This window comes from Rhodococcus sp. BP-316 (assembly GCF_019836105.1).
In the GTDB taxonomy this organism is placed as follows: domain Bacteria; phylum Actinomycetota; class Actinomycetes; order Mycobacteriales; family Mycobacteriaceae; genus Rhodococcoides.
Window position 1 is genome coordinate 136314 of sequence record NZ_JABUEE010000007.1, and the last position, 22314, is coordinate 158627.

19 protein-coding genes are annotated in these 22314 nt (G+C 65.6%); 8 read left to right on the forward strand and 11 right to left on the reverse strand.

Features of this window, described 5'->3' with window-relative positions:
- Positions 1-173 precede the first annotated feature (173 nt).
- Positions 174-644, forward strand: a complete 471-nt coding sequence (locus HQ312_RS14945) for a hypothetical protein (RefSeq protein ID WP_222639083.1) — start codon at positions 174-176, stop codon at positions 642-644.
- Between the two features lie 35 nt (positions 645-679).
- Here the strand turns inward: HQ312_RS14945 and HQ312_RS14950 are convergent, their stop codons facing one another.
- Complete coding sequence (locus tag HQ312_RS14950) at positions 680-2143, reverse strand: SIR2 family protein (protein ID WP_222639084.1); 1464 nt, start codon at positions 2141-2143, stop codon at positions 680-682.
- 259 nt (positions 2144-2402) lie between these two features.
- Here HQ312_RS14950 and HQ312_RS14955 point away from each other — a divergent pair, with 259 nt between their 5' ends.
- The gene (locus tag HQ312_RS14955; protein ID WP_222639085.1) at positions 2403-3146 is read left to right on the forward strand and encodes a hypothetical protein; all 744 of its coding nucleotides are present in this window, start codon (positions 2403-2405) and stop codon (positions 3144-3146) included.
- 8 nt (positions 3147-3154) lie between these two features.
- Here HQ312_RS14955 and HQ312_RS14960 read toward each other — a convergent pair whose 3' ends face one another.
- Both HQ312_RS14960 and HQ312_RS14965 read right to left on the reverse strand, forming a co-directional pair.
- Positions 3155-4780 (reverse strand): long-chain fatty acid--CoA ligase, encoded by a 1626-nt coding sequence (locus HQ312_RS14960; protein WP_222639086.1) that lies wholly within the window; start codon positions 4778-4780, stop codon positions 3155-3157.
- An 87-nt stretch (positions 4781-4867) separates the two neighbouring features.
- A complete protein-coding gene (locus tag HQ312_RS14965; RefSeq protein ID WP_222639087.1) occupies positions 4868-5674 on the reverse strand; it encodes an acyl-CoA thioesterase II in 807 nt (268 codons plus the stop codon).
- A gap of 258 nt (positions 5675-5932) precedes the next feature.
- Between HQ312_RS14965 and chvE the strand changes: the two genes are divergently transcribed.
- The 6 genes from chvE to HQ312_RS14995 all read left to right on the forward strand — a co-directional run bounded on the left by chvE (position 5933) and on the right by HQ312_RS14995 (position 13924).
- Positions 5933-7069 carry a multiple monosaccharide ABC transporter substrate-binding protein gene (chvE, locus tag HQ312_RS14970; RefSeq protein WP_027504865.1) on the forward strand — a complete coding sequence of 379 codons (1137 nt, stop codon included), beginning with the start codon at positions 5933-5935 and terminating at the stop codon, positions 7067-7069.
- Between the two features lie 8 nt (positions 7070-7077).
- Positions 7078-8616, forward strand: a complete 1539-nt coding sequence (gene mmsA / locus HQ312_RS14975; protein ID WP_222639088.1) for a multiple monosaccharide ABC transporter ATP-binding protein — start codon at positions 7078-7080, stop codon at positions 8614-8616.
- On the forward strand, positions 8613-9947 hold the full coding sequence (gene mmsB / locus HQ312_RS14980) for a multiple monosaccharide ABC transporter permease (protein ID WP_222639089.1): 1335 nt from the start codon (positions 8613-8615) through the stop codon (positions 9945-9947). The genes mmsA and mmsB overlap by 4 nt, the downstream gene beginning before the upstream one ends.
- Positions 9948-10031: 84 nt before the next feature.
- Complete coding sequence (locus HQ312_RS14985; RefSeq protein ID WP_261775752.1) at positions 10032-11018, forward strand: LacI family DNA-binding transcriptional regulator; 987 nt, start codon at positions 10032-10034, stop codon at positions 11016-11018.
- Positions 11019-11150: 132 nt separating this feature from the next.
- Positions 11151-13580, forward strand: coding sequence for an ATP-binding protein (locus HQ312_RS14990; protein WP_162246785.1), 2430 nt, complete (start codon positions 11151-11153; stop codon positions 13578-13580).
- A complete protein-coding gene (locus HQ312_RS14995; RefSeq protein WP_308123898.1) occupies positions 13577-13924 on the forward strand; it encodes a hypothetical protein in 348 nt (115 codons plus the stop codon). The genes HQ312_RS14990 and HQ312_RS14995 overlap by 4 nt, the downstream gene beginning before the upstream one ends.
- A gap of 3 nt (positions 13925-13927) precedes the next feature.
- Here HQ312_RS14995 and HQ312_RS15000 read toward each other — a convergent pair whose 3' ends face one another.
- The 8 genes from HQ312_RS15000 to HQ312_RS15035 form a co-directional block, all read right to left on the reverse strand.
- Entirely contained in the window at positions 13928-14635 is a 708-nt protein-coding gene (locus HQ312_RS15000) for an HD domain-containing protein (RefSeq protein WP_222639091.1), read from the reverse strand.
- Between the two features lie 20 nt (positions 14636-14655).
- Positions 14656-15996: a hypothetical protein gene (locus HQ312_RS21990; RefSeq protein ID WP_261782340.1), complete on the reverse strand. Its 1341-nt coding sequence runs from the start codon at positions 15994-15996 to the stop codon at positions 14656-14658.
- Positions 15997-16129: 133 nt separating this feature from the next.
- A complete protein-coding gene (locus HQ312_RS15010) occupies positions 16130-16945 on the reverse strand; it encodes a CoA ester lyase (RefSeq protein ID WP_222639092.1) in 816 nt (271 codons plus the stop codon).
- Positions 16942-18105, reverse strand: a complete 1164-nt coding sequence (locus HQ312_RS15015; protein WP_027504872.1) for an acyl-CoA dehydrogenase family protein — start codon at positions 18103-18105, stop codon at positions 16942-16944. Before HQ312_RS15015 ends, HQ312_RS15010 begins: the two co-directional genes overlap by 4 nt.
- Before the next feature lie 26 nt (positions 18106-18131).
- Positions 18132-19502, reverse strand: a complete 1371-nt coding sequence (locus HQ312_RS15020) for an MmgE/PrpD family protein (RefSeq protein ID WP_222639093.1) — start codon at positions 19500-19502, stop codon at positions 18132-18134.
- A complete protein-coding gene (locus HQ312_RS15025; RefSeq protein WP_204868763.1) occupies positions 19499-20713 on the reverse strand; it encodes a CaiB/BaiF CoA-transferase family protein in 1215 nt (404 codons plus the stop codon). Before HQ312_RS15025 ends, HQ312_RS15020 begins: the two co-directional genes overlap by 4 nt.
- A complete protein-coding gene (locus HQ312_RS15030; protein ID WP_027504875.1) occupies positions 20710-21261 on the reverse strand; it encodes a MaoC family dehydratase in 552 nt (183 codons plus the stop codon). Before HQ312_RS15030 ends, HQ312_RS15025 begins: the two co-directional genes overlap by 4 nt.
- 136 nt (positions 21262-21397) lie before the next feature.
- Positions 21398-22132: a FadR/GntR family transcriptional regulator gene (locus HQ312_RS15035; RefSeq protein WP_027504876.1), complete on the reverse strand. Its 735-nt coding sequence runs from the start codon at positions 22130-22132 to the stop codon at positions 21398-21400.
- Positions 22133-22314: the final 182 nt, after the last annotated feature.

Sequence of the window (22314 nt, forward strand, 5' to 3'; positions counted from 1 at the left end):
GCCTCCAGAGCGCGGACCTCACTTTTTCGGCGCATGAAACTCGGTGCAATTACGCACTTAGTCACAGGTGAATCCACCTGCTCTCGTGGAACGTGGGTTGTCGGTGCCCACTGCTATGTTGATGTTGCCTCCGCTCGGACGGCAACCCCCTCATTTTTCTCACCGGGAGACGCATGCCTGAAAAGAAGAAGATTCTCTACGTCGACCTCGACAACACGCTGGTCGATTTCCAATCCGGGATCGACCGGTTGCATCCGTCGGAGATCGTGGGTTTCGAGAACGACCTGGACGAGGTTCCGCGCATCTTCTCGCTGATGGATCCGATCAAGGGTGCGTTGGACGCATACGCCCTGCTCGCCGAACATTTCGACACCTACATCCTGTCCACTGCACCATGGAAGAACGCCCAGGCGTGGCACGACAAGGTCAAGTGGGTGCAGTGGCACTTGGGGTACGAGTCCGGGTCGGTGGCCTACAAGCGCCTCATCCTCTCCCATCACAAGAATCTCAACCGAGGAGATTTTCTGGTGGATGATCGACGTGCCAACGGTGCAGATCAATTCGAGGGTGAGCTGATCCCGTTCGGCTCGGACGACTTCAAGACCTGGGCCGACGTCACGAATTATCTGCTACCGAAAGCGTGATCGGTTCGATTCACCGTCGGGCACTCGAAGCTGACTCAGGTCATCGGCCCAGCGTCACCCATCGACTTCAGTGTTTTCCCCAAAGGCGCCCAGCGATCTCGCTTCGTTGAATCGAGTGCTCGGACTCTGTCGGCGATGTCCCGTAGATCCTGAGCCAGCTGCTTTTCCTCGATATCCAGAAGCTCGCCGTATCGGCTGTCGACAAGGAAGGGCGTGTGGTCGCTCGCATACATCGCGACGCGGTCCAGCATGATTTCCAAGTCACGGGCAGCGACCGCATCGTCCGGTGAGTCCGACGCAGATACGAAACGGAAGTCGCCCTCCCACAAAGCGGCCCGAACTGGATCCGGCCGCAACGTCACGACCGTCCCCAGAGGACGTTCGTGCTTGTTCACGGCGTTCATTGCCAAAACTTCGTGTGCGAGTCGGAGGACGTTGTCATCTGTCATCGACGCGCCGATCACGACGACGTGGTTCGTGGCCATCAACGACTGCACGATGGAGGCGAGCGGTCGACGCTCGGAGTCGTACCGGACGAAGTCGCGGCGGCTCAGGACGATGCTGTCGGGGGCCGCCACGTCGCCGTGCAACTTCAGGAGCCAGGAACGGTCGCCGTGCACCTCCTGCCGTGGCAGGACAGAGATCGAATCGGATCCGTGAGCAGACTCGTATGCATCTTCGTACAATGTGTCGTAGTTGGTGGTCACAGCCCTTTCCACGCCCAACGATGCCAGTAGACAGTGGGCTAGAGTCGGCGACTTCTGTGTCACTGCGCTAATGGCCCGGGCAGTCCGGGCCCCCAAAGTCGTTGCACCGCTGGCTTTTGACAGTAGTTGCGCCCGATCCAGGACGTTAAGTTCTGCGAACTTGGTGTCGTCCAAGTCGGGTAGCGTGTCGCTCTTGAGTTGAGACAGCAGTTGGTCCCAGGTGGGTAGTCCGGCCGGAACGCTCACTCCGGCGCCTAGCAACAACGCGACGTCATTTCGACGTACGGCGGATGCCAAGTCTTCGGCCGCCTGACTCCAGTGCTGGGGCGGCGGTCCCTCGCGCCTCATGGATTGGAAGGCTGCATAGTCGGCAGCGTTCTCAGCGACGATCACGATGTCGAATGCCGACGAGCGGACGAACTCGGCCGTCCGCTCGAGCAGGGCCTTGATGACCGCGCCGCGGACGCCGTCGTACCCACCGAGACCGACACCGAGAGTGGGCATCGCAATCAAGGGCCTTACGCGGCCGTCCCCTGTCGGAGGTGGGTCAGCACTGATCTTCCGCAGGGCATCGGCCAACCCGTCGATCAGCCACGGAACCGATGGTCGTCCGTCATGAGCGACATTGAGAATCCACGCCGGTCGATCGAAGCCCACCTCGTCGGGGAACCTACGGGCACGGCCCGTTCCCGCTGCGACCGGCGGTTCTGTGTCGATACCGAGGGCGCGCCACCAAGTATGCCTCGGGACGAACCGGCTGCTCGCCGGGACGATCAGGACATCGGAGGCCACCGATTCCAGGGTCCCTTTGACCACGAACACGTGTCCGTCGGACCCGCCGTCGCGTCGGCCTTCTGTCGGCGCTGCGTGTGAACCATCAGTCGGTGGTCGGTGCATACAGCGGATCGTAGTGTCGTTCTGTCGAGGGCCCGCTACGTACCCACGGGTGATGTGGAGTGTCACGGCGACTCTCCGCCGGCGTCGCCGCGTGTCGCCGCCGTACGCTCGCCGGTGTGTGCCGGGTCAGCTGCATGAGTGGAGAGTGAGCGACGTGGACGACTTATCGACGGGCCTGTCGGCGACTGCTGAACTTCTGACCTCGACGGGCGACCTCGACGAGCCGAGCGCACCGGCCCCCTGGCTGGTGAGGCAGGTCCTGGCATCGCAGCACGATGACGAGCAGTTGGCCCAGTGGACATCGTCGACGGTGATCGACGACAACGTGCAGGCACCGGTGTTCGACGAGGCCACCTTCGCCTGGCTCCACAGAGGGCTGACCGATGTCTACGACTTCCCCATCGGCCATGCGGGACTGATGCACACGTACGGCTATCTGCTGTCGACAGTGGTGACCCCCTACGGACTGAAACGTCAGAGGTGGCTCACGAGCGACCTGGCCGTCGCCTTCGGCAAGGAGCCCACTCACCTTCAGCCGACGGCATCTGAGACCCCTCTGATGGAGCGCGTCGCATCCACGGTCCTGCCGGCGCTCAGCGATCCGGTCGGAACCACACGCGTCGTCCTCGCCTTCGACGAGGTGGTCGACACCGTCAACGCGATGCGCACCGTCTTCGTGGCCGATCCCGGAAGCGGTTCCACCGCAGTCGTGTACGGACTGGTGACGAGCTCGAAGACCCAGATCGTCTCGACCTTCCCGGTCCAGCCTTTGGCGCAGGAATGGGCGCGGACTCGACTGAGTGAGCCGACCCGGTACCGCTTCAACTACGCCCCACCCACAGCTTCACCGGGAAGCGCCTTCGACGGGTCGACGGAAGTACTCGTGTCCCGCGTCTGACGTTCGTGTCAGCCGACCTCGACGACCTCCAACGCACCATCCGCATGCGACCCGCGCAGCCGCTTCTTGTCGAACTTGCCGACACTCGTCTTCGGCACCTCGTCGATGAAGGTCCAGCGTTCCGGCAACTGCCAGTGCGCAACTCGGCCGTCGAGGAAGTCGCGGAGCTCCTCCGCGGTCACGGTCTGACCCTCGCGCACGACGACGGCGACGAGTGGTCGCTCGTCCCACTTCTCATCGGGCACACCGATGACCGCGGCCTCGCGCACAGCGGAATGCTCCATGACGTGGTTCTCGAGCTCGACGGACGAGATCCATTCCCCACCGGACTTGATGATGTCCTTCGACCGGTCCGTCAGCGTCAGGTATCCGCCCTCGGAGATGGTGCCGACATCGCCGGTCCGCAGCCACCCGTCGTCGAACTTGTCGGACGCGTCGCTGCGGTAGTAGCTGCCCGTGATCCACGGCCCGCGCACCTCGAGTTCGCCGACGTGCGTGCCGTCCCACGGCAAGACGGTGCCCGAATCGTCGACCAGGCGAGCGCGGACAGCGGACACGAAACGTCCCTGAGTGCAACGCAAGTCGAACTCGTCCTCCGGAGACAGTCCGACGTCGGGGCGCCCGGACGTGCCGAGCGGCGACGTCTCCGTCATGCCCCACGCCTGGGAGATGGGAACGCCGTACTTCTCGTGGAACGCCCGCATCAAGCTCGGCGGGCACGCGCTGCCGCCCACGGTGACGTCGCGCAGGCTCGACAGGTCCGCCGGGTGGTCCTCGAGGTGGGCGAGCAGTGCCTGCCAGATGGTGGGGACAGCGGCGGCTGCGGTGGGTCGCAGCGTCGTCATCATCTCTGCCAGAGGCGCCGGCTGCAGGAAGCGGTCCGGCATGATGAGCGACGCCCCCACCATCAGCGCGGCGTACGGCAGTCCCCAGGACATGGCGTGGAACATCGGCACGACGGCGAGCACGGTGTCCGACTGCGCGAGCGCCATGGCATCGGTCATGCAGACCTGCATCGAGTGCAGCCAAATCGATCGGTGCGAATAGACGACTCCCTTCGGGTCACCGGTCGTGCCCGAGGTGTAACACATTGCTGCAGCGGATCGTTCGTCGAGCTCGGGCCAGTCGTACTCGTCGGGGTGACCTGCGAGCACGTCCTCGTAGCCCAGCACCTCGATGTGGTCCGGTGCCTGCACCTGTGCGGGGTCGGCGCCCACGACGACGAGGTGCCGCACGGTCGTCATGGTCGGCAGGAGCGGCGTCAGCAGGGGGAGCAGGCTGGCGTCGGCGATGATGACGCTGTCCTCGGCGTGCTCGACGATGTACGTGAGCTGCTCGGGGAACAGGCGGATGTTCAGCGTGTGCAGCACGGCACCCATGGCCGGCACGGCCATGTAGGCCTCCATGTGCTGCGAGTTGTTCCACATGAAGGTGGCGACGCGCTGGTCCCCGTCGATCCCGAGCGCTCGAAGACCGTGGGCGAGTCTGGCGGCGCGTCGACCGAGCTCGGCGAAGGTGATGTTCGACGGCCCCGCCTCGCTCCACGTGGTGATCGTCGCCGATGCGTGCATCGACGTGCCGTATCGAACGAGCTGGCCGATGGACAACGGGGTGTCCTGCATGGTGCTCTTCATGACTCTCCTGCCGGTCGATCCGCGAGGCGCACGACCTACGTGCCCTGTGTCACATTGTGCACACTGCGGCTCGGCAGGGACCCGATATCAGTCCTTGTAGTAGACGACCTGGTGTCCGGTGGCGAGGAGAGTGCCGCTGGTGCTCCACAGCTCGGCGGTCTGGTCGAAGTAGCCCTGATGGAATCGTCGTGCGTGCGCGGTCCCGAGGACGTACCCGTCGTATTGAGCCGCGAGATCCTCCGCCGTCGCGAAGTAGTGCACGGTGAGCGAGATGGTTCCGGCGGCGACGTACTTCCCGCGCCGCTGGAAGACCCGCGGGTAGAAGATGTCGCTCATCGACGTCAGGGACGCGAAGTCCATCGGGCGCGGGGGAGAGTCCCGGACCCACAGCGTCGCAACGGAATCGGCGGACTCCGTCTCGGTCAATGCACCGGCGGTGAACCGCATCTCGTAGTTGTTCGCCCAGGCGATGAACTCGGGGAAGTCGATCGTGTCGACGTCCGCGGGGTCGGGCATCGCGGGCGGCGACGACTCGAGGGCGTCCCAGGTGGTGCGGCGCGTACCGAAGACCGCGGTCGCGGTGGTGGCGACCGTGCCGTCCTGGCTCAGCTCCAGGTACCAGTGCTGGTTGCTGCGATTCGTCCGCACGGCGCGAGTGAAAATCTCGAACTCGCCCTCGGCAATGGGCCCCGCGAAGTTCACGGTCAGCGTCACCGGGTCGCCCAGCCGATCGGGATGAAGCTCGACGGCCCGGACCAGCGTCGCGGCGGTGAGCCCGCCGAAGGGGCCGACCATGTTGTTGTACGGCGCGGAGGTCCGGCCGCGGTAGCGACCGTCGCCCAGAGGCTCGAGGGTGAGGCCGTCGTCGAAGGCGTGCGATCCGGGGTGAGTCATGAGTCGTCCTGATTCGGTAGTTGTATGCACCGAAGCATAACGGTGGTCTGAGCTGGGTGGTGCCAACGCGGATCGACTGGCGGAGCCTGTTAGCGCTAACACGTCGCAAAGTCCAGTTAGAAGGACGCGTTGACATCGTCGATGTTATCGCTCACACTCGCTGAGCGGTGTGATTCACACCACTCGACAGCAGCATGATCCGCAGCACGGCGAATCGAATGCCGTCCCTGCCGACCAGCCACCACCCGAGGAGACACGATGAAGTTCCGACACCTACCGGTGGCTGCGGCCGCGGTGGCGATAGCGATCACGGTGACCGCGTGCGGGTCCAGCACGAAGACCGCCGACGTCGCCCCCTCGGCGGGCGGTGACACGGCCGGCGCTCTGATCGGTGTCACCATGCCGACCAAGTCGTCCGCTCGATGGATCGCCGACGGCGACAACCTCAAGAGCGCGCTCGAGTCGAAGGGCTACAAGGTCGACCTGCAGTACGCCGAGAACGACATCCCCACCCAGGTCAACCAGATCGAGAACCAAATCACCCAGGGCGCGAAGCTGCTGATCGTGGCGTCCGTCGACGGCACCGCCATCACCACGCAGCTGCAGGAAGCCAAGGACAACGGCATCGGCGTCATCGCGTACGACCGCCTCATCCGCAACTCGCCGAACGTCGACTACTACGCCACCTTCGACAACTACAAGGTCGGCGTCGATCAGGCCACGTCCCTGCTGGTCGGTCTGGGCCTGAAGAACGAGGACGGCACCGACAAGGCCGATGCCCCCGCCGGCCCGTTCAACATCGAGGTCTTCGCTGGGTCGCCCGACGACAACAACGCCACGTTCTTCTTCGACGGTGCCATGGAGACCCTGAAGCCGTACCTGGACAAGGGAACCCTGAAGATCGGCAGCGGTGAGTCCGACTTCGAGACGGCCGCAACCCTTCGGTGGGACCCGGCGACCGCCCAGAAGCGCATGGAAGACCTGCTGACCAAGACGTACTCGTCGGGCCAGAAGGTTCAGGGTGTGCTCTCGCCCTACGACGGCCTGTCCATCGGAATCCTGTCCGCGCTCAAGAGCAACGGATACGGAACCGCCGGTCAGCCTTACCCGATCGTCACCGGTCAGGACGCCGAGGTCCCGTCGGTCAAGTCGATCATCGCCGGTGAGCAGTACTCCACCATCTACAAGGACACGCGCGAGTTGGCAGCGGTCACGATCCAGATGGCGCAGGCGGTGCTCGACGGCCAGACGCCCGAGACCAATAACACCACAGACTACGACAACGGCGAGAAGGTCGTTCCCGCCTACCTGCTGCAGCCCGAGATCGTCTACAAGGACAACTACGAGAAGCTTCTCGTCGAGGGCGGCTACTACACCCAGGATCAATTGAAGTGAGTTCGGTGATGACGAGCCAGATCTTGGAGATGCGCGGGATCACCAAGACGTTCCCGGGTGTGAAAGCGCTGCAGGATGTCACGCTGACGGTGGAGCGTGGCGAGATCCACGCGATCTGCGGCGAGAACGGCGCAGGAAAGTCCACGCTCATGAAGGTCCTGTCGGGCGTGTATCCCCATGACACGTTCGACGGCGACATCGTGTTCGACGGCGAGTCCTGCGAGTTCTCCGACATCCGGAGCAGCGAGTCCAAGGGCATCGTCATCATCCACCAGGAACTCGCGCTCAGTCCGTATCTGTCCATCGCCGAGAACATCTTCCTCGGCAACGAGCGGTCCAAGCGTGGGTTCATCGACTGGAACCGCACCAACTCCGAGGCCGCAGCCCTACTGAACCGTGTAGGGCTGCGGGAGAACCCGGTCACCGTCGTCAACGACCTCGGTGTCGGAAAGCAGCAACTCGTGGAGATCGCCAAGGCGCTGTCCAAGGACGTAACGCTCCTGATTCTCGACGAACCGACTGCAGCACTGAACGACTCGGATTCCACCCATCTCCTCGACCTGCTGCGCGGTCTGCGGGACGAGGGCATCACGTGCGTGATCATCTCGCACAAGCTCAACGAGATCGCGGCCATCGCCGACCGGACCACGATCATCCGGGACGGTCGGACCATCGAGACGCTGGACATGCGCAACCCGGATGTCACCGAGGATCGCATCATCTCGCTCATGGTCGGCCGCGATCTCGAGCACCGCTTCCCGCCGCACGAATCCACGGTGGGAGAGGAGGTGCTGCGGATCGAGGACTGGACCGTGCACAGCCCCACCCAGCACGGTCGGACCGTCGTGGACAAGGCGAATCTGACGCTCCGTCGCGGGGAGATCGTCGGTCTTGCCGGTCTGATGGGTGCCGGCCGCACGGAACTGGCCATGAGCGTCTTCGGGCGCAGCTACGGCACGGACATTTCCGGACGGTTGTATAAGTACGGCAGAGAGATTCACGTCAAGTCCGTCAACGACGCGATCGAGCACGGTCTCGCGTACGCGACCGAGGATCGCAAGCGTTACGGCCTCAATCTGATCGACGACATCAAGCGCAACATCTCCACCGCGGCCCTGGACAAGTTGGTCGCACACGGATTCGTCGACGACAACCACGAGTACGAGGTTGCCGAGGGCTTCCGCAAGAGCATGAACATCAAGGCTCCCAACGTGGAGGCCGTCGTCGGCAAGCTGTCCGGCGGCAACCAGCAGAAGGTCGTATTGAGCAAGTGGATCTTCAGTGATCCGGACGTGCTCATTCTCGACGAGCCGACGCGAGGAATCGACGTCGGCGCCAAGTTCGAAATCTATTCGATCATCAACAGCCTCGCCGATGCAGGCAAGGCCGTTCTCGTGATCTCGTCCGAGCTGCCCGAACTGTTGGGGCTGTGCGATCGGATCTACGCGCTGTCCGCAGGCCGCATCACCGGTGAGGTGACTCGGGAGGACGCGACGCAGGAATCTCTCATGCATCTCATGACCCGTGGAACAGGAGTACTTCGATGAATCAGCTGTCGACCGTCCGGGGGCTGCTCACGCGAAACCTCCGCCAGAGCGGAATTTTCATCGCCTTCGCGTTGATCATCCTGCTCTTCACCGCGCTCACCGGTGGACAACTTCTGGTGCCGCAGAACATCAGCAACATGGTGGTGCAGAACTCCTACATCCTGATCCTGGCCATCGGCATGGTCGTGATCATCATCGCCGGCCACATCGACCTGTCGGTGGGATCGGTGGTCGCGGCCACCGGCGCCATCGCGGGTGTCCTCATGGTTCAACAGAACGTGCCATGGCCGCTGGCAGTGCTGATCACGCTGGTCGTGGGCGGACTGATCGGAGCGTGGCAGGGCTACTGGGTCGCGTACTTCGGCATCCCCGCGTTCATCGTCACGCTGGCCGGCATGCTCGTCTTCCGCGCCGTCACCCTCATCGTGCTGGGCAACCAGGGCATCGGGCCGTTCCCCGGACCGGTGCGGACACTGTCCAACGGCTTCCTCCCCGGATTCCTCGGCAACGTCGGCCTCGGCCCCCTGGGCGGAGCCGACATCTTCACGCTGCTGGTCGCCATCGCTGCCATCGTCGGAATCGTGTTCAGCCAGTGGCGGACCCGCATGGGCCGGCAGAAGTACGGCCAGGTCGTCGATGCGTTGCCGCTGTTCGTCGCCAAGCTCACCTTCGCCGGACTTCTCGTGCTGGCGATCGCCGTGCAGCTGGCGCGCTTCAAGAACCTGCCGTACGTGTTGATCCTCCTCGCGGTACTGGTGATGGGGTACTCGACACTGGCGGGCAAGACCGTGTTCGGCCGGCACGTCTACGCCATCGGCGGCAACATCCACGCCGCATCGCTCTCCGGCATCAAGGTCAAGCCGGTCACGTTCTGGCTGTTCGTGAACATGGGTGTCCTGTCGGCCCTGGCGGGAATCATCTTCGCCGGCCGACTGAACCAGGCAGGCCCCACCGCAGGCAACGGATTCGAGCTCGACGCCATCGCGGCCGCGTTCATCGGTGGCGCAGCCGTGCAGGGTGGCGTCGGGCGTATCGTCGGTGCACTCACCGGCGGACTGATCATCGCCGTCATCAACAGCGGGATGTCCCTCATCGGATCGCCCAGTGAGCGAGTCCAGTTGGTCAAGGGCCTCGTCCTTCTCGCGGCCGTCGCCTTCGACATCTGGACGAAGCGTCGAGCCGCCAGCGGACGCGGGGGTGGACCGGACAAGGCCGAGAAACCGGCACCGTCCACTTACATGGGTCTCCCGGTTCCGGCCGAGATGTTGGGCGGTTCCACCGACACGAAAGCTGCCCCCACAGCCACCGCGTCGCCGCCCGTGTCGAGGTAGATCGGCGCGGCGGGGCCGAACCTGCGATCCTGGACGACGGACGAGTGAACTGGGGGGACTGTGACGCCGATTCGAGGGCCCGCCATGACGGACGTGGCCAAGCTTGCCGGGGTGTCCCACCAGACCGTCTCGCGGGTGATCAACGGTCACCCCCATGTCACCGACGCGACCAGGGCGCGGGTCACGCAGGCCATCACCCAGCTGGGCTATCGGCCCAACATCGCGGCTCGGGCTCTGGTCACGGGAAGCAACCGCACCATCGGCATCGTCGCGACGGGAGTTGCTCTGCACGGACCGGTCTCGACGCTGTACAGCGTCGAGCGGGCCGCCCGGCACGCCGGCTACTCGGTGCTGGTGGGGGTTCCGACCTCGCTGGAGGAGGACGCCATCAACGCGTGCGTTCGGAGTCTGCACAAGCAGGGTGTCGACGGGGTGGTCGTGGTCGCGCCACTGCGTACCGACAACGGCGACATCGCGGGGCTGGCCGGCGAACTGCCGCTCGTCGCGGTCGAGGGATCGCCCGCCGGAGATCTCGCGGTGGTGTCCGTCGACCAGGTCCTCGGAGCGAGGGACGCCACGTCGCATCTCCTGGAACTCGGGCACCGAGAGGTGTGGCACGTGGCCGGGCCTCTGGGGTGGTACGAGGCCGCGGACCGGGTGAGCGGGTGGCGGTCGGTGCACGAGGAGCGGGGGATCGATCCGCCGCCGATGATGAACGGGGACTGGACCGCCCGGTCGGGCTACGCGGCCGGCACCGTCCTCGCGCAGATAAAAGGTGTCACCGCCGTGTTCGCAGGCAACGACTCCATGGCGCTCGGAGTGCTGCGCGCGCTCGACGCCCACGGGCGGCGGGTTCCCGAGGACATCAGCCTGGTCGGTTTCGACGATGTTCCCGACGCCGAGTTCTACTCACCGCCGCTCACCACGATCCGCCAGGAATTCAGCGAGGTGGGCGTCCGGAGCGTCGAGATCCTGCTCGAGCAGATCGAGTCCGGGAAGTCGAGCACCCGACGCTTCAGCATCGCCCCCAGCCTGGTCACCCGAGCGAGCACGGCTGCGCCGGCCGACTGAGGAGCGGCCTCGGCACGTCCCGGCCCGTCCGATCGGAAACGACTCGCGCTGTCGGAACCGGCAGGTACGTTCTGATTCGTCGCGCTCGACCGGCGGCGTCGAACGTACGAGGGAGTGCCACAGATCGTGACCGTGACGGACACAGAACTGATCAACACAGTGACTCAGGCCCTGACGGACGACGCGTCTGTCACCGACGAGATCGCGTATGTCGTTCTCGCGGCGCTGGAGGGCGACGCCGAGCTCGCCAGCGAACTTCACGGAACCGTGGAACACGAGGCGCTGCAGCCGGACTCACCCGCGTCCCAGGACGGTCCCGTCGGGGCATTCGTGTCCTCCATCGAGGTGACCGGGTTCAGGGGCATCGGTCCGACGTCGAGATTGTCCCTGGTACCCGGGCCTGGCATCACGGTGGTGTCGGGACGGAACGGATCCGGCAAGTCGAGTTTCGCGGAAGCACTGGAGTTCGCTCTCACCAGCAAGTCCTACCGCTGGAGTGCGAACAAGAAGAGCGTCGTGTGGGCGTCGTCCTGGCGCAACATGCACTACGACGGCGAGGCGTCGATCCGTGTGGGGCTGACCATCGACGGGCGACCCGAGACCACGGTCGGTGTCGACTGGTCCGCTGGGGCGGAGCTCGACGATGCCGCATTCTGGGTTCAGGAGAAGAAGGCGGCGAGGTCGACCGGAACGGACACCCTGGGGTGGCGCGACGCACTCGATTCCCATCGACCGATTCTGTCGTACGACGAGGTCGGCCGGATGTTCGAACAAGAACCGTCGGCCCTCTACGACGCCATTGCGAAACTACTGGGTCTCGACGCGGTGGCGGCTGCAGAGAAGCGCTTGGCCGAGAGGCACGGCGAGCTGAAGAAGCCGCGCACCGCAGCGACCCAGTCGAAGAAGTCGGTCAAGGCGGCAGTCGAAGCGTCGAGCGATCAACGTGCCGCTGCGGCATTCCAACAGCTCCGCAAGCACAAGCCCGACCTCGACGTCGTCGCGGGCATCGCGACAGGTTCCGAGGCGGCGTCGTCGACGGTCGTGGCGGCCCTGCGGCGTCTGGCCACACTGCGGACGGCTGAGATCAGCGACATCGACCGGACGGTGTCGCGGTTCGAACGCGCCCGAGACGCTCTGTCAGCTGTGACCGGCGTGGTGGCAGACGAACAGGAACGGTTGCTCGACCTGTTGGCCAGCGCTCTGGAACTGCATTCCGGCGGTGACGGTCGACCGTGCCCCGTGTGTGGTGAGGGGATCTTGGACGACGTCTGGGCCGAACGTTCGCGACTCGCGCTCGAGGCGGGTCGAACGGACACCCAGCGCTACCGCGACGCGAAGTCGGAGTTCGATGCGGCAGCGCGCTCCCTGCGAGACCTCGCTCTCTCAGCACCGCTTGCCGTCGATGACACCGGTGGACTGGACCTCGAGGTCTACCGGGCCGCTCGTGACACAGCGCGGGCCGTGCCCTCGGACACGATGTCTCTGGGCGACCACGTCACAGCATCGCTGCCGGTGCTCATCGACGCCGCAGCCGGAGTGCGAGAGCAGGCAGCGCAGGCACTCGCCCAGTTGGAGACCGAGTGGACGCCACTCGCGGAACAGCTCGCCCGATGGGTCGACCTCGAACGCGAGGCGCGAGCGGTCGAGGAACAGCTCACCCGCGTCGACGCCGCGCGGACGTGGCTTTCCGGGCACATCGATGTCCTGCGCGACGAGCGGTTGGCGCCTATCGGTGACCAGGCCCGTCGCATCTGGTCGATGCTGAGGCAGGAGTCCAACGTCGACATCGGTCGAATCACTCTGGAGGGCCGCGCGACTCGCCGTAAAGCCAGCATCGAGGCGTCGGTCGACGGTCAGCCGACGGGGGCCCTGTCCGTGATGAGTCAGGGCGAGCTGCACGCACTGACATTGGCGCTGTTCATTCCGCGTGCGACCACCGAGGGAAGCCCGTTCCGATTCCTCGTTCTCGACGATCCCATCCAGGCGATGGACCCGGCCAAGATCGACGGATTCGTCGACGTTCTCGTCGATCTCGCAGCCACCCGACAGGTCGTGGTCTTCTCGCACGACGATCGACTGCCGGCCGCACTGCGCCGACGGTCCATCGGAGCCCGACTCGTCGAGGTGACGCGCGAGGCTGGATCCTCGGTTCGGCTGGCCGAGGCCGACACGCCTGCTCAGCGTTACGTCACCGACGTTCATGCCACGGTGCGAGACGAGCTCCTACCCGACGAGGTCAAGCGTCGGGCAGTGCAAGCGATCTTCCGCTTGGCGATCGAAGCAGCAGCCTGGGATCGCTACGTCCGGACCCAGACTGCAGACGGCACGGCATGGGTCGACCTGGAGCGCACGTGGTCCGAGACTCAGAGGACCAGGGCCCGGATCGCGCTGGCAATGGGAAAGTCCGACCAGGAGATCGGCGCGTGGTTGTCCTATCGAGAATGGAGAGGCGGCTCGCTGAACTACGCCAACAAGGGTGTGCACGGTGCCGGCTCCATCCCGACCAAGTCTCACGCGAGCGATCTGAACAAACTTGTCGACGAACTCTTGGCGGCGCCGTGACGACGCCCGCGGAGTTGCTCGGATACGCCCGGCGACTTCTCGAGGAGGAACCGGTGACCGGCCAGAATGCCCGTCTCGCAGCCGTACTCGCCCGGCAGGCACTCGAGTCGGTGGTCGAGGCGCGCTGCGCAGCGGTCGGCGAGGGTGTCGTTCAAGCCAGCATGAAAGTAAGGCTGATCGTGTTGTATGCGCTCGCGCCGAACGACGAGTCGGTACGCACACTCGACTATGCCTGGGGCCGTCTGTCTCAGGCGTGCCACCACCACGCCTACGAGTTGTCGCCCACCGTTACAGAGGTGCGTACTCTGTGCGAATCTGTCGCCGGGTTTCTCGTCGACGCGTGATCATCAGCCCCTGGTCTGCCCCCTGATCGACGCCAGGTGTCCGCGCAGATTCGCCATCCCGTCCGCCGTCAGTCCGAGCGCCTCGCCGTGCTCGGTGGCGGCCGCCTCGAAGATGGTCACGAGGGGTGCGTACTTGCTCAGCAGCTTCGTGCGCTTGGCGTCGTCCGCGAGATACTCGAGACTGCCGGCGTTGTCGACGAAGTCGGACACCTTGACCAGAAAGACCTTCGGGTCGCGGATCACGGTCGTCACGTGTTCGACGTACTGCGCGGCACGGTCCTCGCCGGTGCGCGGCGGGGTGGTGACGGCCTCGACGAGGCGTGCGACCTCCGCACCGAAGTGTGCCTCCAGTGCGCCGAGAGCCTGGGTCCCGCCGAGTAGATCGACGATGCGGTCGGACTGATCCTCGACGGTGTCGTGCAGGGCCGTGGCCACGAGTACGTCGAGATCAGCACATCCGTACCTCATGAGACGCAGCACGTTTCGAGACGGGTGCGTGATGTACGGATCGTTGATCTGATCGCCGCGAGTGGTGCGGCGCTGCATCAGATGGGCGTAGGACGCCACGGCGAGAGCATCCTCGAGCGGTGAGGTCTCCAGTCCTCGACCGCGCTCCTCGTACCGGATGGCGTGGGCGAGCAGTGACGGGTCCATCTCCTTCAACGGCACGTCATTCATTGCGCGAGTGAGGGCGTCGGACGTCGATGTCATGGGGTCCTCTCGTGGGACTGTCAGGAGGTGCGGGGGAGTTCGTCGACGAACTCGTAGGAGCAGCCCAGCGCACTGCGCTCGTCGGTCACGCCGTTCTGCCGGAACCACGCGACGCACGCGTTGGCGATGAGCTGGGTGTCGCGGCTGAACAGGTAACCGTCCGTGCAGTCGTCGAAGTGGTCGTCGTGATGCCAGTGGTCCAGCTCCAACCCCTCGACACCATGGTCGACCAGTCGGAGTCGCTGGAGAACGGCTCGCGATCGGCGCACCATGTACACGCCGTCGTCGAGGACGTGGATCTGCGCGTTGAACACGTCCCCCTCGTCGTCGGGGTCGTAGTCGCTGGGACCGAGTTCGATGATCAGGCCGGCGGGCTTGTCGAACATCGATTCCATCAACCATGCTGCGGTGCCCTCGGAGTCGTCGACGGGCAGAACTCGGCCGTATCCGTCGGTGATGTTGTCGAGGAGTCCACCGCGGGGCAGGGGAGCGATCCATGCGTCGATGGCGTCGCCGTTCCTCCGAAGGTTCGCAACGCCGTCGTCGGTCAACCAGGCGGGGCCGTGGAAGAACTGCTCGACGCCCGACATGCCGTCGGAGTTGGTGTACTTCGCGTACCAGTTGTCCAGGTCGACATCCTTGTCGGTGACGACGACGCATCTGGTGCCGTCGATGCGGAGTGCGTACTGCCACTGCGGGATTGCCGTCGGCCGATTGTCGACGCGCGGACGAGAGTGCTCTCGTTTCCATACCGCGGTCTCGACCGTCCTGATGCGTGTAATGGACCACGCGTTGCTGATGACATGGAGGGATTTGGCGGTGAGTTGGCAGGCCCAGGAGACGTCCCAGTCGCGCCTCGACACGATGATGTGCCGACGCCCGTTGTCGGCGACGACGACGTCCGCGCGTTCCCTGGACCGGAAGTAGTCGGACAGCTCTACGTCATCGACGAGCTCGTCGTACGGCTCGATTTCGATGATGACGGTGTACCGCGTGCCCTCACTCGCCGGCAGTCGGCGAGTGAGGGGGAGGCGACTGTCGGCCATGTGAGGGCTGCTGGACCAGAGGTCCGACCGGCTCGTCTCGACACCGAGGACGCTCCACTCCTCTGCGAGCCTGTCGACAGCATGGAGAGCAGCCTGTCCGGAGACCCACCATCCGCTGCCGGGTACGTCGAGGACGACGCGTGCATGACCGAGTAGGGATCGGTCGATCCTGGCCGCGTCGTCACCGACCTGGTGCAGCAGCTGGAGGTACTCGTCCGGTTCGATCTGGTCGAAGGGCCGGTCGATCTCGACGGCGACGGTGAATCCGGGGTTGCCGGCGGGGATACCGCCCAAGCCGCGACTGTCGTGGTCCATGGGGTTCTCGATTCTGTGCGAACAGCTAGCTCGACGTCGGAGAACCGAGCGTCGGTGGCAGGAATCATCCGTCTGCCTACTCACTGTTTACAGCAGGGCACCGACATGTTTCGGGCCCGAACCCACTTGCCCTCTACGCGCGCTCCATCACCCGTCGTGCCCGCTTCGCGACTGCCTCGTCGATGAGGTGACCGTCCTGGTCGACCCCGGCCCCACCGGACTCGAGGGCGGAGAGCACGGCGCGTGCTCGGGTGACGTCCTCGGGCGTGGGCTCGAACACCGCGCGCGCCGGCGGGACCTGGGCCGGGTGGATGCACGCGCGGCCCACGAAGCCGAGACGCGACAGCGACTGCGTGTCCGCGGTGAACGCGTCGAGGTCGCGGAAGTTGCGGGACACGGCCCCCAGCGGGGGGAGGAGGCCTGCGGCGGCGCTGGCCGCGACCACCTGTGACCGCGCGAACAGCAGCGCGCTGGGGTCCGATTCGCCGTCGATACCGAGGTCGACGGCGAGATCGGCCTCACCGATCTGCAGGAAGCGCACGCGGGGTCCTTGCGCGATGGCGAGCGCGTCGAACAGCGCCGCACCCGTCTCGAGCAACGGCGACACCGCGGCGTGTGGACACACGTCGGCGAGCACCCGATCGGCGATCGCGATCTCCTCGGGTGACCCCACCTTGGGGAGCCACACCCCGGTCAGCCGGGCATGCGCCACCGCGCGAATGTCGGCCTCCTGCAGCGGGCCCGGGTTGACGCGCACCCACACCTCGACGTCACCGGGCTCGCACGCAGCGACCCAGGCGGCGACCTCCGCGCGTGCGGAGTCCTTGTCCCGCAGAGCGACTGCATCCTCGAGATCGAGCACGACGGCGTCCGCACCCGAGGCGAGCGCCTTGTCGAAGCGGGCCGGCATGTCGCCGGGGACGTAGAGGTAGGTGAGCGCCCCACTCACCCGATCACGCTCGATCCCGCGACCAACGACTTCGCGATGACGGTGCGCATGATGTCGTTGGTTCCCTCGCCGATGGCCATGAGCGGCGCGTCGCGGTAGAGACGCTCGACGACGAACTCGGTCGAGTAGCCGTAGCCGCCGTGAATGCGCATGGCCTCGAGGCTGGCGGTGATGGCGGCCTCCGACGCGAAGTACTTGGCCATGCCCGCCTCCATGTCGACGCGCTTGCCCGAATCTGCCTGCGATGCAGCCCAGTAGGTCATGAGTCGGGCCGCCTGCAGCTGCGTGGCGATGTCGGCGATCTTCAACTGGATCGCCTGGAACTCGGCGATGGGCTGCCCGAAGGCGGTGCGCTCCTTCGCGTACTGCAGCGCGGCGTCGTAGGCCGCCTGCGCGATTCCCACACTGCGACCCGCGATGTTGAGTCGACCGATCTCGAGTCCAGACAACGCCTGCTGCAGTCCACGGCCCTCGACGCCGCCGAGGAGTGCGTCGACCGGCACCCGAACGTTGTCGAAGCTGATCTCACACGACTCGGTGCCCTTGTAACCGAGCTTGCCCATGTCACGCTGGACCTCGAAACCCTCACTGGTGGTGTCGATGAGCAGCAGGCTCATGCCCTTGTGGGGAGGTGTGGCGGAGGTGTCGGTCTTCACCAGCACGGGCAGGACGTTCGCATGCCGCGCGTTGGTGATCCACGTCTTCGCGCCGTTCACGACGTAGTGGTCGCCGTCGCGCTTGGCGGTGGTCTTGATGCCCTGCAGGTCCGTGCCCGCACCTGGCTCGGTGAGGCCGACGCCGGTACGCCACTCACCCGTGGCCAGCTTCGGGAGGAGAGACTGCTTCTGCTCGTCCGTGCCGTGCTTGGCGATCATCCAGCACGAGAGGTTGTGGCTGCCGACGATGCCGGCAATGCCCATCCATCCACGCGCCAACTCCTCGTAGACGAGAGTGAAGGAGACCTTGTCGAGTTCGAGGCCGCCGTACTCCTCCGGCGTCGTGATCCCGAACAGGCCCATTGCCTTCATGTGGTCGACGATCTCCGTGGGGTAGCGGCCGGTCTTCTCCCATTCGTTCGCGACCGGGACGATCTCCTTGTCCACGAAGGTGCGCAATGCCTTACGGAACGCCGTCTGCTGTTCGTCGTACGTGAAATCCATGGTGGTGTCCTTCTTCCAGGCGAGGGTCAGGGGGCGGGCGCGATGGCCGCGGCGAGATCGAGCACGGCGGAGAGGTCGTGTTCGTCGGCGAGTCCGAGAACGCGATCGGCGAGTTCGTCCGCACGAGCGTCGTGGCCGCAGTTGCCGAGAAACTTCTCCCGCAGTGCCGCGTCGTCGAGTGGGAATGCGGCACTGCCGCGACTTCCGCCGACGTCTCCCACGAGCACACGGCCGTCGGCGAGGGTGATGGTGGCGTGTCCGGGAGCGGCGGCCGCGGGCCCGTCGGTGGGACGTTCGACGACGCGGACCGTGCGCGCCGTCGTCAGCACGTCGGCTCGGGCGATCGACGCGTCGGTGTAGGTGGAGACGTCGACTGCCCCGTCGCGCAGCAACGCGGCCACGCTCCACGGCAGATCGAACTTGCCGTCGTACGTGCTGCGCGGGGAGGCGACGCCCGTGTTGGGTCCGCACACGAACGGGGTGGAGTCCGGGTGGACCAGCACTTCGATGTCACGGATGTCGTCGACGTGGACGTCGTGGCCCGCGACAGCGGCGGACACCGCGTCGAGGGTGACGTGCATCAGCTGGCAACTGGGGTAAGGCTTGATGCCGATCCCCATTGCTTCCCAGCGGGTTCCGAATCCGTCGGTCAGAACGGTCAGGTCGACGGGTCGATCGGTGAGTGCCGCATAGACGCCCCGTCGCCCTTCCAACACGGAGCCCGGTCCGGTGGCGCCGGCGGCTGCGAGGCGGGTGGCCAGGATGCCGTTGAAGCTGGCCGTGCCGGGGTGCAGCGCTTTCGTGTCGGCATCGGTGTCGAGGAACTCGAGGAGACCGGAGCTCGACGATCCAGCGATGCCGAGCGCATGGACCAGAGTCTCACTGTCGAACTTCCCGAGCCGCCCGGCGACGACGGCCGCGGCGAACGGGCCCACCGCCGCGGTCGCGTGGATCCCCCGAGCGTGGAACCCGTGGGGACTGACAGCGCCCAGTCGGCAGGCCGTCTCGAGGCCGAGTGTCGCGGCTGTGAGTACCTCGGCACCGGTGGCGTGGGTCTGCTGGCCGACGGCGAAGGCTGCCGGCAGGGTGACGGCGGTGGCGTGGACGAGCGCCCCGGCGTGCGTGTCGTCGAAGTCGAGCGCGTGCACCAGAACGCCGGTGGCCAGGGCGGCGGCCGGCGCGGACAGGGCGCGGGTTCCCGTCAACGGGCGGGCCTCGGGAGGGCCGCCCAGACCGTCGGCGACGGTCCATGCGGCGCGTCCGTGGCCCAGACGCTGCGCGGCCACCGCGGTACCCACCGAATCGAGCAGGTGACGAGCGGTCGCGTGCCGCACGGCCGGCGGCACATCGTCGAGGGTCACTCCCGTCGCCCACTCGGACAGCACTGTGGAGGTCACGCGTGTGCCTCGGCCGTCACCTCGCCGAAGGCGCCGCTACGGCGCAGGCTGGCGATGGTCTCCTCGTCGTAGCCGAGGTCGGCCACGATCTCCTCGAGGTTCTCCCCGCGCTGCGGTGCACGTCGGTATTCGGGACGCTGCGGCCCGAAGTTGACGGGGGAGGCGAGTTGGCGCACCGTGTCGTACACCGGGTGCTCGGTCTCGACGATGAGATTGCGTGCGAGCGTGTGGGGTTCGGTGAGCGCGTGCGCCACGTCGTTGATCGGTCCGGACGGAACGCCTGCCGGGCCCAGCAGCGACAACCAATGTGCGACGGTGTCGGTGGCGAACACGTCCTCCAACATCGGCAGCAGAACGTCCTTGTTCTGCCCCCGCAGGGAAAAGCTCGCGAAGCGAGGATCGGCACCGAGATCGGGTCGGCCGATGGCGACGACGAGCCGTTCCCAGAACTTCTCCTTGGCGCAGCCGACGATGAGCCAGCCGTCCGTGGCCTCGAAGGCCTGGAACGGGACCAGCGACGGGTGGGCCGAATTCTTGGTTCGCACCGGCTCGAAACCCGCGTTGAGATGCCACGTCGCGGGATACGTCAACAGCGACATCGCGGTGTCGTACAGCGACACGTCGCAGTCCCCGCCGACACCGTCGCGCCGCGCGGCGTGCAGACCGGAGAGCAGGCTGATCGCGGCGACGAACCCGCCCGAGTAGTCCACCAGCGAGAGACCGGATTTGGTGGGTGGGCCGTCGGGATCACCGGTGACGCTCATCCAGCCCGCGAGTCCCTGCAGGATGTAGTCGTAGCCGGGTTCCTTCGCGCGCGGACCGGTCATACCGAACCCGGTCAGGCTGCAGCAGACGATGGCGGGGTTGAGGTGCTTGAGGTCGTCGTACGTGATGCCGATCTTGGCGGGAACGTCACCGCGCAGGTTCGAATAGACTGCGTCGCTGGACTTCACGAGGTCCTCGAAGACGGAGCGCCCGGCGGGTGTGGAGAGATCGAGCGACAGACTGCGTTTGTTGCGGTTGAACGTCTCGAAGAAGAGCGAGTCCTCGCCCTCGTTGAACGGCGGCACGTACCGGCCGACGTCACCGCCGACGTTGGGGTCCTCGATCTTGATGACGTCGGCACCGAGGTCGGCGAGGTGAAGACTGCCGAACGGGCCTGCGCCGTACTGTTCCAGCGAGATGATGCGGACATCCTCGAGTGGTTTCATCGTGCGTCGCCTTTCGTGTCGGACGGCAGCTGCAGCGGACCGCTCTGCGCCTCCGGGAAGTAGTTCTGGCCGATGCCGCTCTCTCGCGTCGCCACCATGACGGAGCGTTTCCACGAGATGACCTCCACGCCATCCTGATTGAGGCCACGGGTGATCATCGAGACGATGCCGGCATAGGGGCGGGACTCGGAGAGTCGCAGGCCCGTGCAGATGCTCTCTGCGTACAGCGTGTCGCCCTCGTACACGGGGTGAGACATCTTGATGTCGGTGAACGCGAGATTGGAGATCGCGTTCTGGCTCATGTCGAGTACGGAGATGCCGAGAATCACCGCAACCGTGAAGCCCGAGTTCACGATGACGCGCCCCTCGGTGATCGGGTTCTGCGCCGCGAGATGTGCGTTGAAGTGATTCTGGTTCGTGTTCATCGACAGTAGCGTGATCCACGTGTTGTCGGCCTGCGAGACGGTGCGTCCCAGAGGGTGCTGGTAGACGTCACCCACCACGTAATCCTCGAAGAAGCGCCCTAGAACGGCCGGATGGACTGCCACGGTGTCTCCCTGTGTCGGTCGGCGAAGCCTGCACCTGAACCATAAACATCAGATGATTAGACCGTCAAGGGGGAGTTCTGACCGGATCTGCGAGATCTGATGCGGTCAATTCTCACGAAAGAGCAGATGTTTGGTGCTACTGAGTGCGCAGCTTGTCCATCTGTCGGTAGGAGCCGCCCAGATGGTCGAGGTGGCGACGCATCATGTCCATCGCGGACATCGAGTCGCCCGCGGCGACGACGTCGAGAATCGCCCGATGGTCGTGGTCGACGCACTGCCAGAAGCCCTCCGGCGCGTGATCACGACCGAAACGCTTCGACAGCACCCGGAACACCGGTGCCGTGATGAGTTCGAGCAGGGGATTCTGCGCAGCGCGCAGCAGGACGAGGTGGAACTCCTGGTTCTTGACGAAGGTCTCCGGCCCCTGGGCGTCGGTGGGATCGAAGATCGAGGCGCGCAGTTGATCGAGGTGGTCCTCGGTGCGGCGGAAGGCGGCCATGCCCGCCGCAGGCACCTCCATGAGGTTGCGTACCTCCATCAGCTGGTCGACAGTGACCGCATCGGCCGTGGTCATGAGCGCGACACCGGTTTCGAGGTGCTCGCTGATGTGGCCGACGCTGGGCACCGCCACGAAGCTGCCGCCCGTGACGCCGCGAGTGGTGAGGATCAAATTCTGGCTAGCCAACGACCGTAGGGCTTCGCGGATGGTGCTCCGGCCGACGCCGAACTCCGCCGTCAGTTCCGTGTCGCTGGGGAGGCGCTCACCCGGCTGCAGTTCGCCCGACAGGATGCGGTCGCGCAGTCGTGTCGCGAGTGCGGCGTAGGCCGGCGTGCTCTTGGCGCTCGGATCGGCGGTCGAGGATTCGGGCACTGAGGCGGGCCTCTCGGTCGGTCGTCCGGCTCGTGACGACGGGCGATCACGTGGGGCGACGGTGGCGGAACAGCACGAGCGTAGCGCGAGCGACTGCGGCGAGCAGCGGCATCCGAAGATCGGGCACCATGGCAATACATCGGCTGTTTAGGGTGTCGAATGCCGTCGAGTGGGACTGAAGG

Bases quoted from the DNA above. Each gene is read 5' to 3' on its own strand.
- HQ312_RS14945 (WP_222639083.1), top strand. From the start codon at position 174: ATGCCTGAAAAGAAGAAGATTCTCTACGTCGACCTCGACAACACGCTG.
- HQ312_RS14960 (WP_222639086.1), bottom strand. From the start codon at position 4,780: ATGAAGAGCACCATGCAGGACACCCCGTTGTCCATCGGCCAGCTCGTT.
- HQ312_RS14965 (WP_222639087.1), bottom strand. From the start codon at position 5,674: ATGACTCACCCCGGATCGCACGCCTTCGACGACGGCCTCACCCTCGAG.
- chvE (WP_027504865.1), top strand. From the start codon at position 5,933: ATGAAGTTCCGACACCTACCGGTGGCTGCGGCCGCGGTGGCGATAGCG.
- mmsA (WP_222639088.1), top strand. From the start codon at position 7,078: ATGACGAGCCAGATCTTGGAGATGCGCGGGATCACCAAGACGTTCCCG.
- mmsB (WP_222639089.1), top strand. From the start codon at position 8,613: ATGAATCAGCTGTCGACCGTCCGGGGGCTGCTCACGCGAAACCTCCGC.
- HQ312_RS14985 (WP_261775752.1), top strand. From the start codon at position 10,032: ATGACGGACGTGGCCAAGCTTGCCGGGGTGTCCCACCAGACCGTCTCG.
- HQ312_RS15000 (WP_222639091.1), bottom strand. From the start codon at position 14,635: ATGACATCGACGTCCGACGCCCTCACTCGCGCAATGAATGACGTGCCG.
- HQ312_RS21990 (WP_261782340.1), bottom strand. From the start codon at position 15,996: ATGGACCACGACAGTCGCGGCTTGGGCGGTATCCCCGCCGGCAACCCC.
- HQ312_RS15015 (WP_027504872.1), bottom strand. From the start codon at position 18,105: ATGGATTTCACGTACGACGAACAGCAGACGGCGTTCCGTAAGGCATTG.
- HQ312_RS15025 (WP_204868763.1), bottom strand. From the start codon at position 20,713: ATGAAACCACTCGAGGATGTCCGCATCATCTCGCTGGAACAGTACGGC.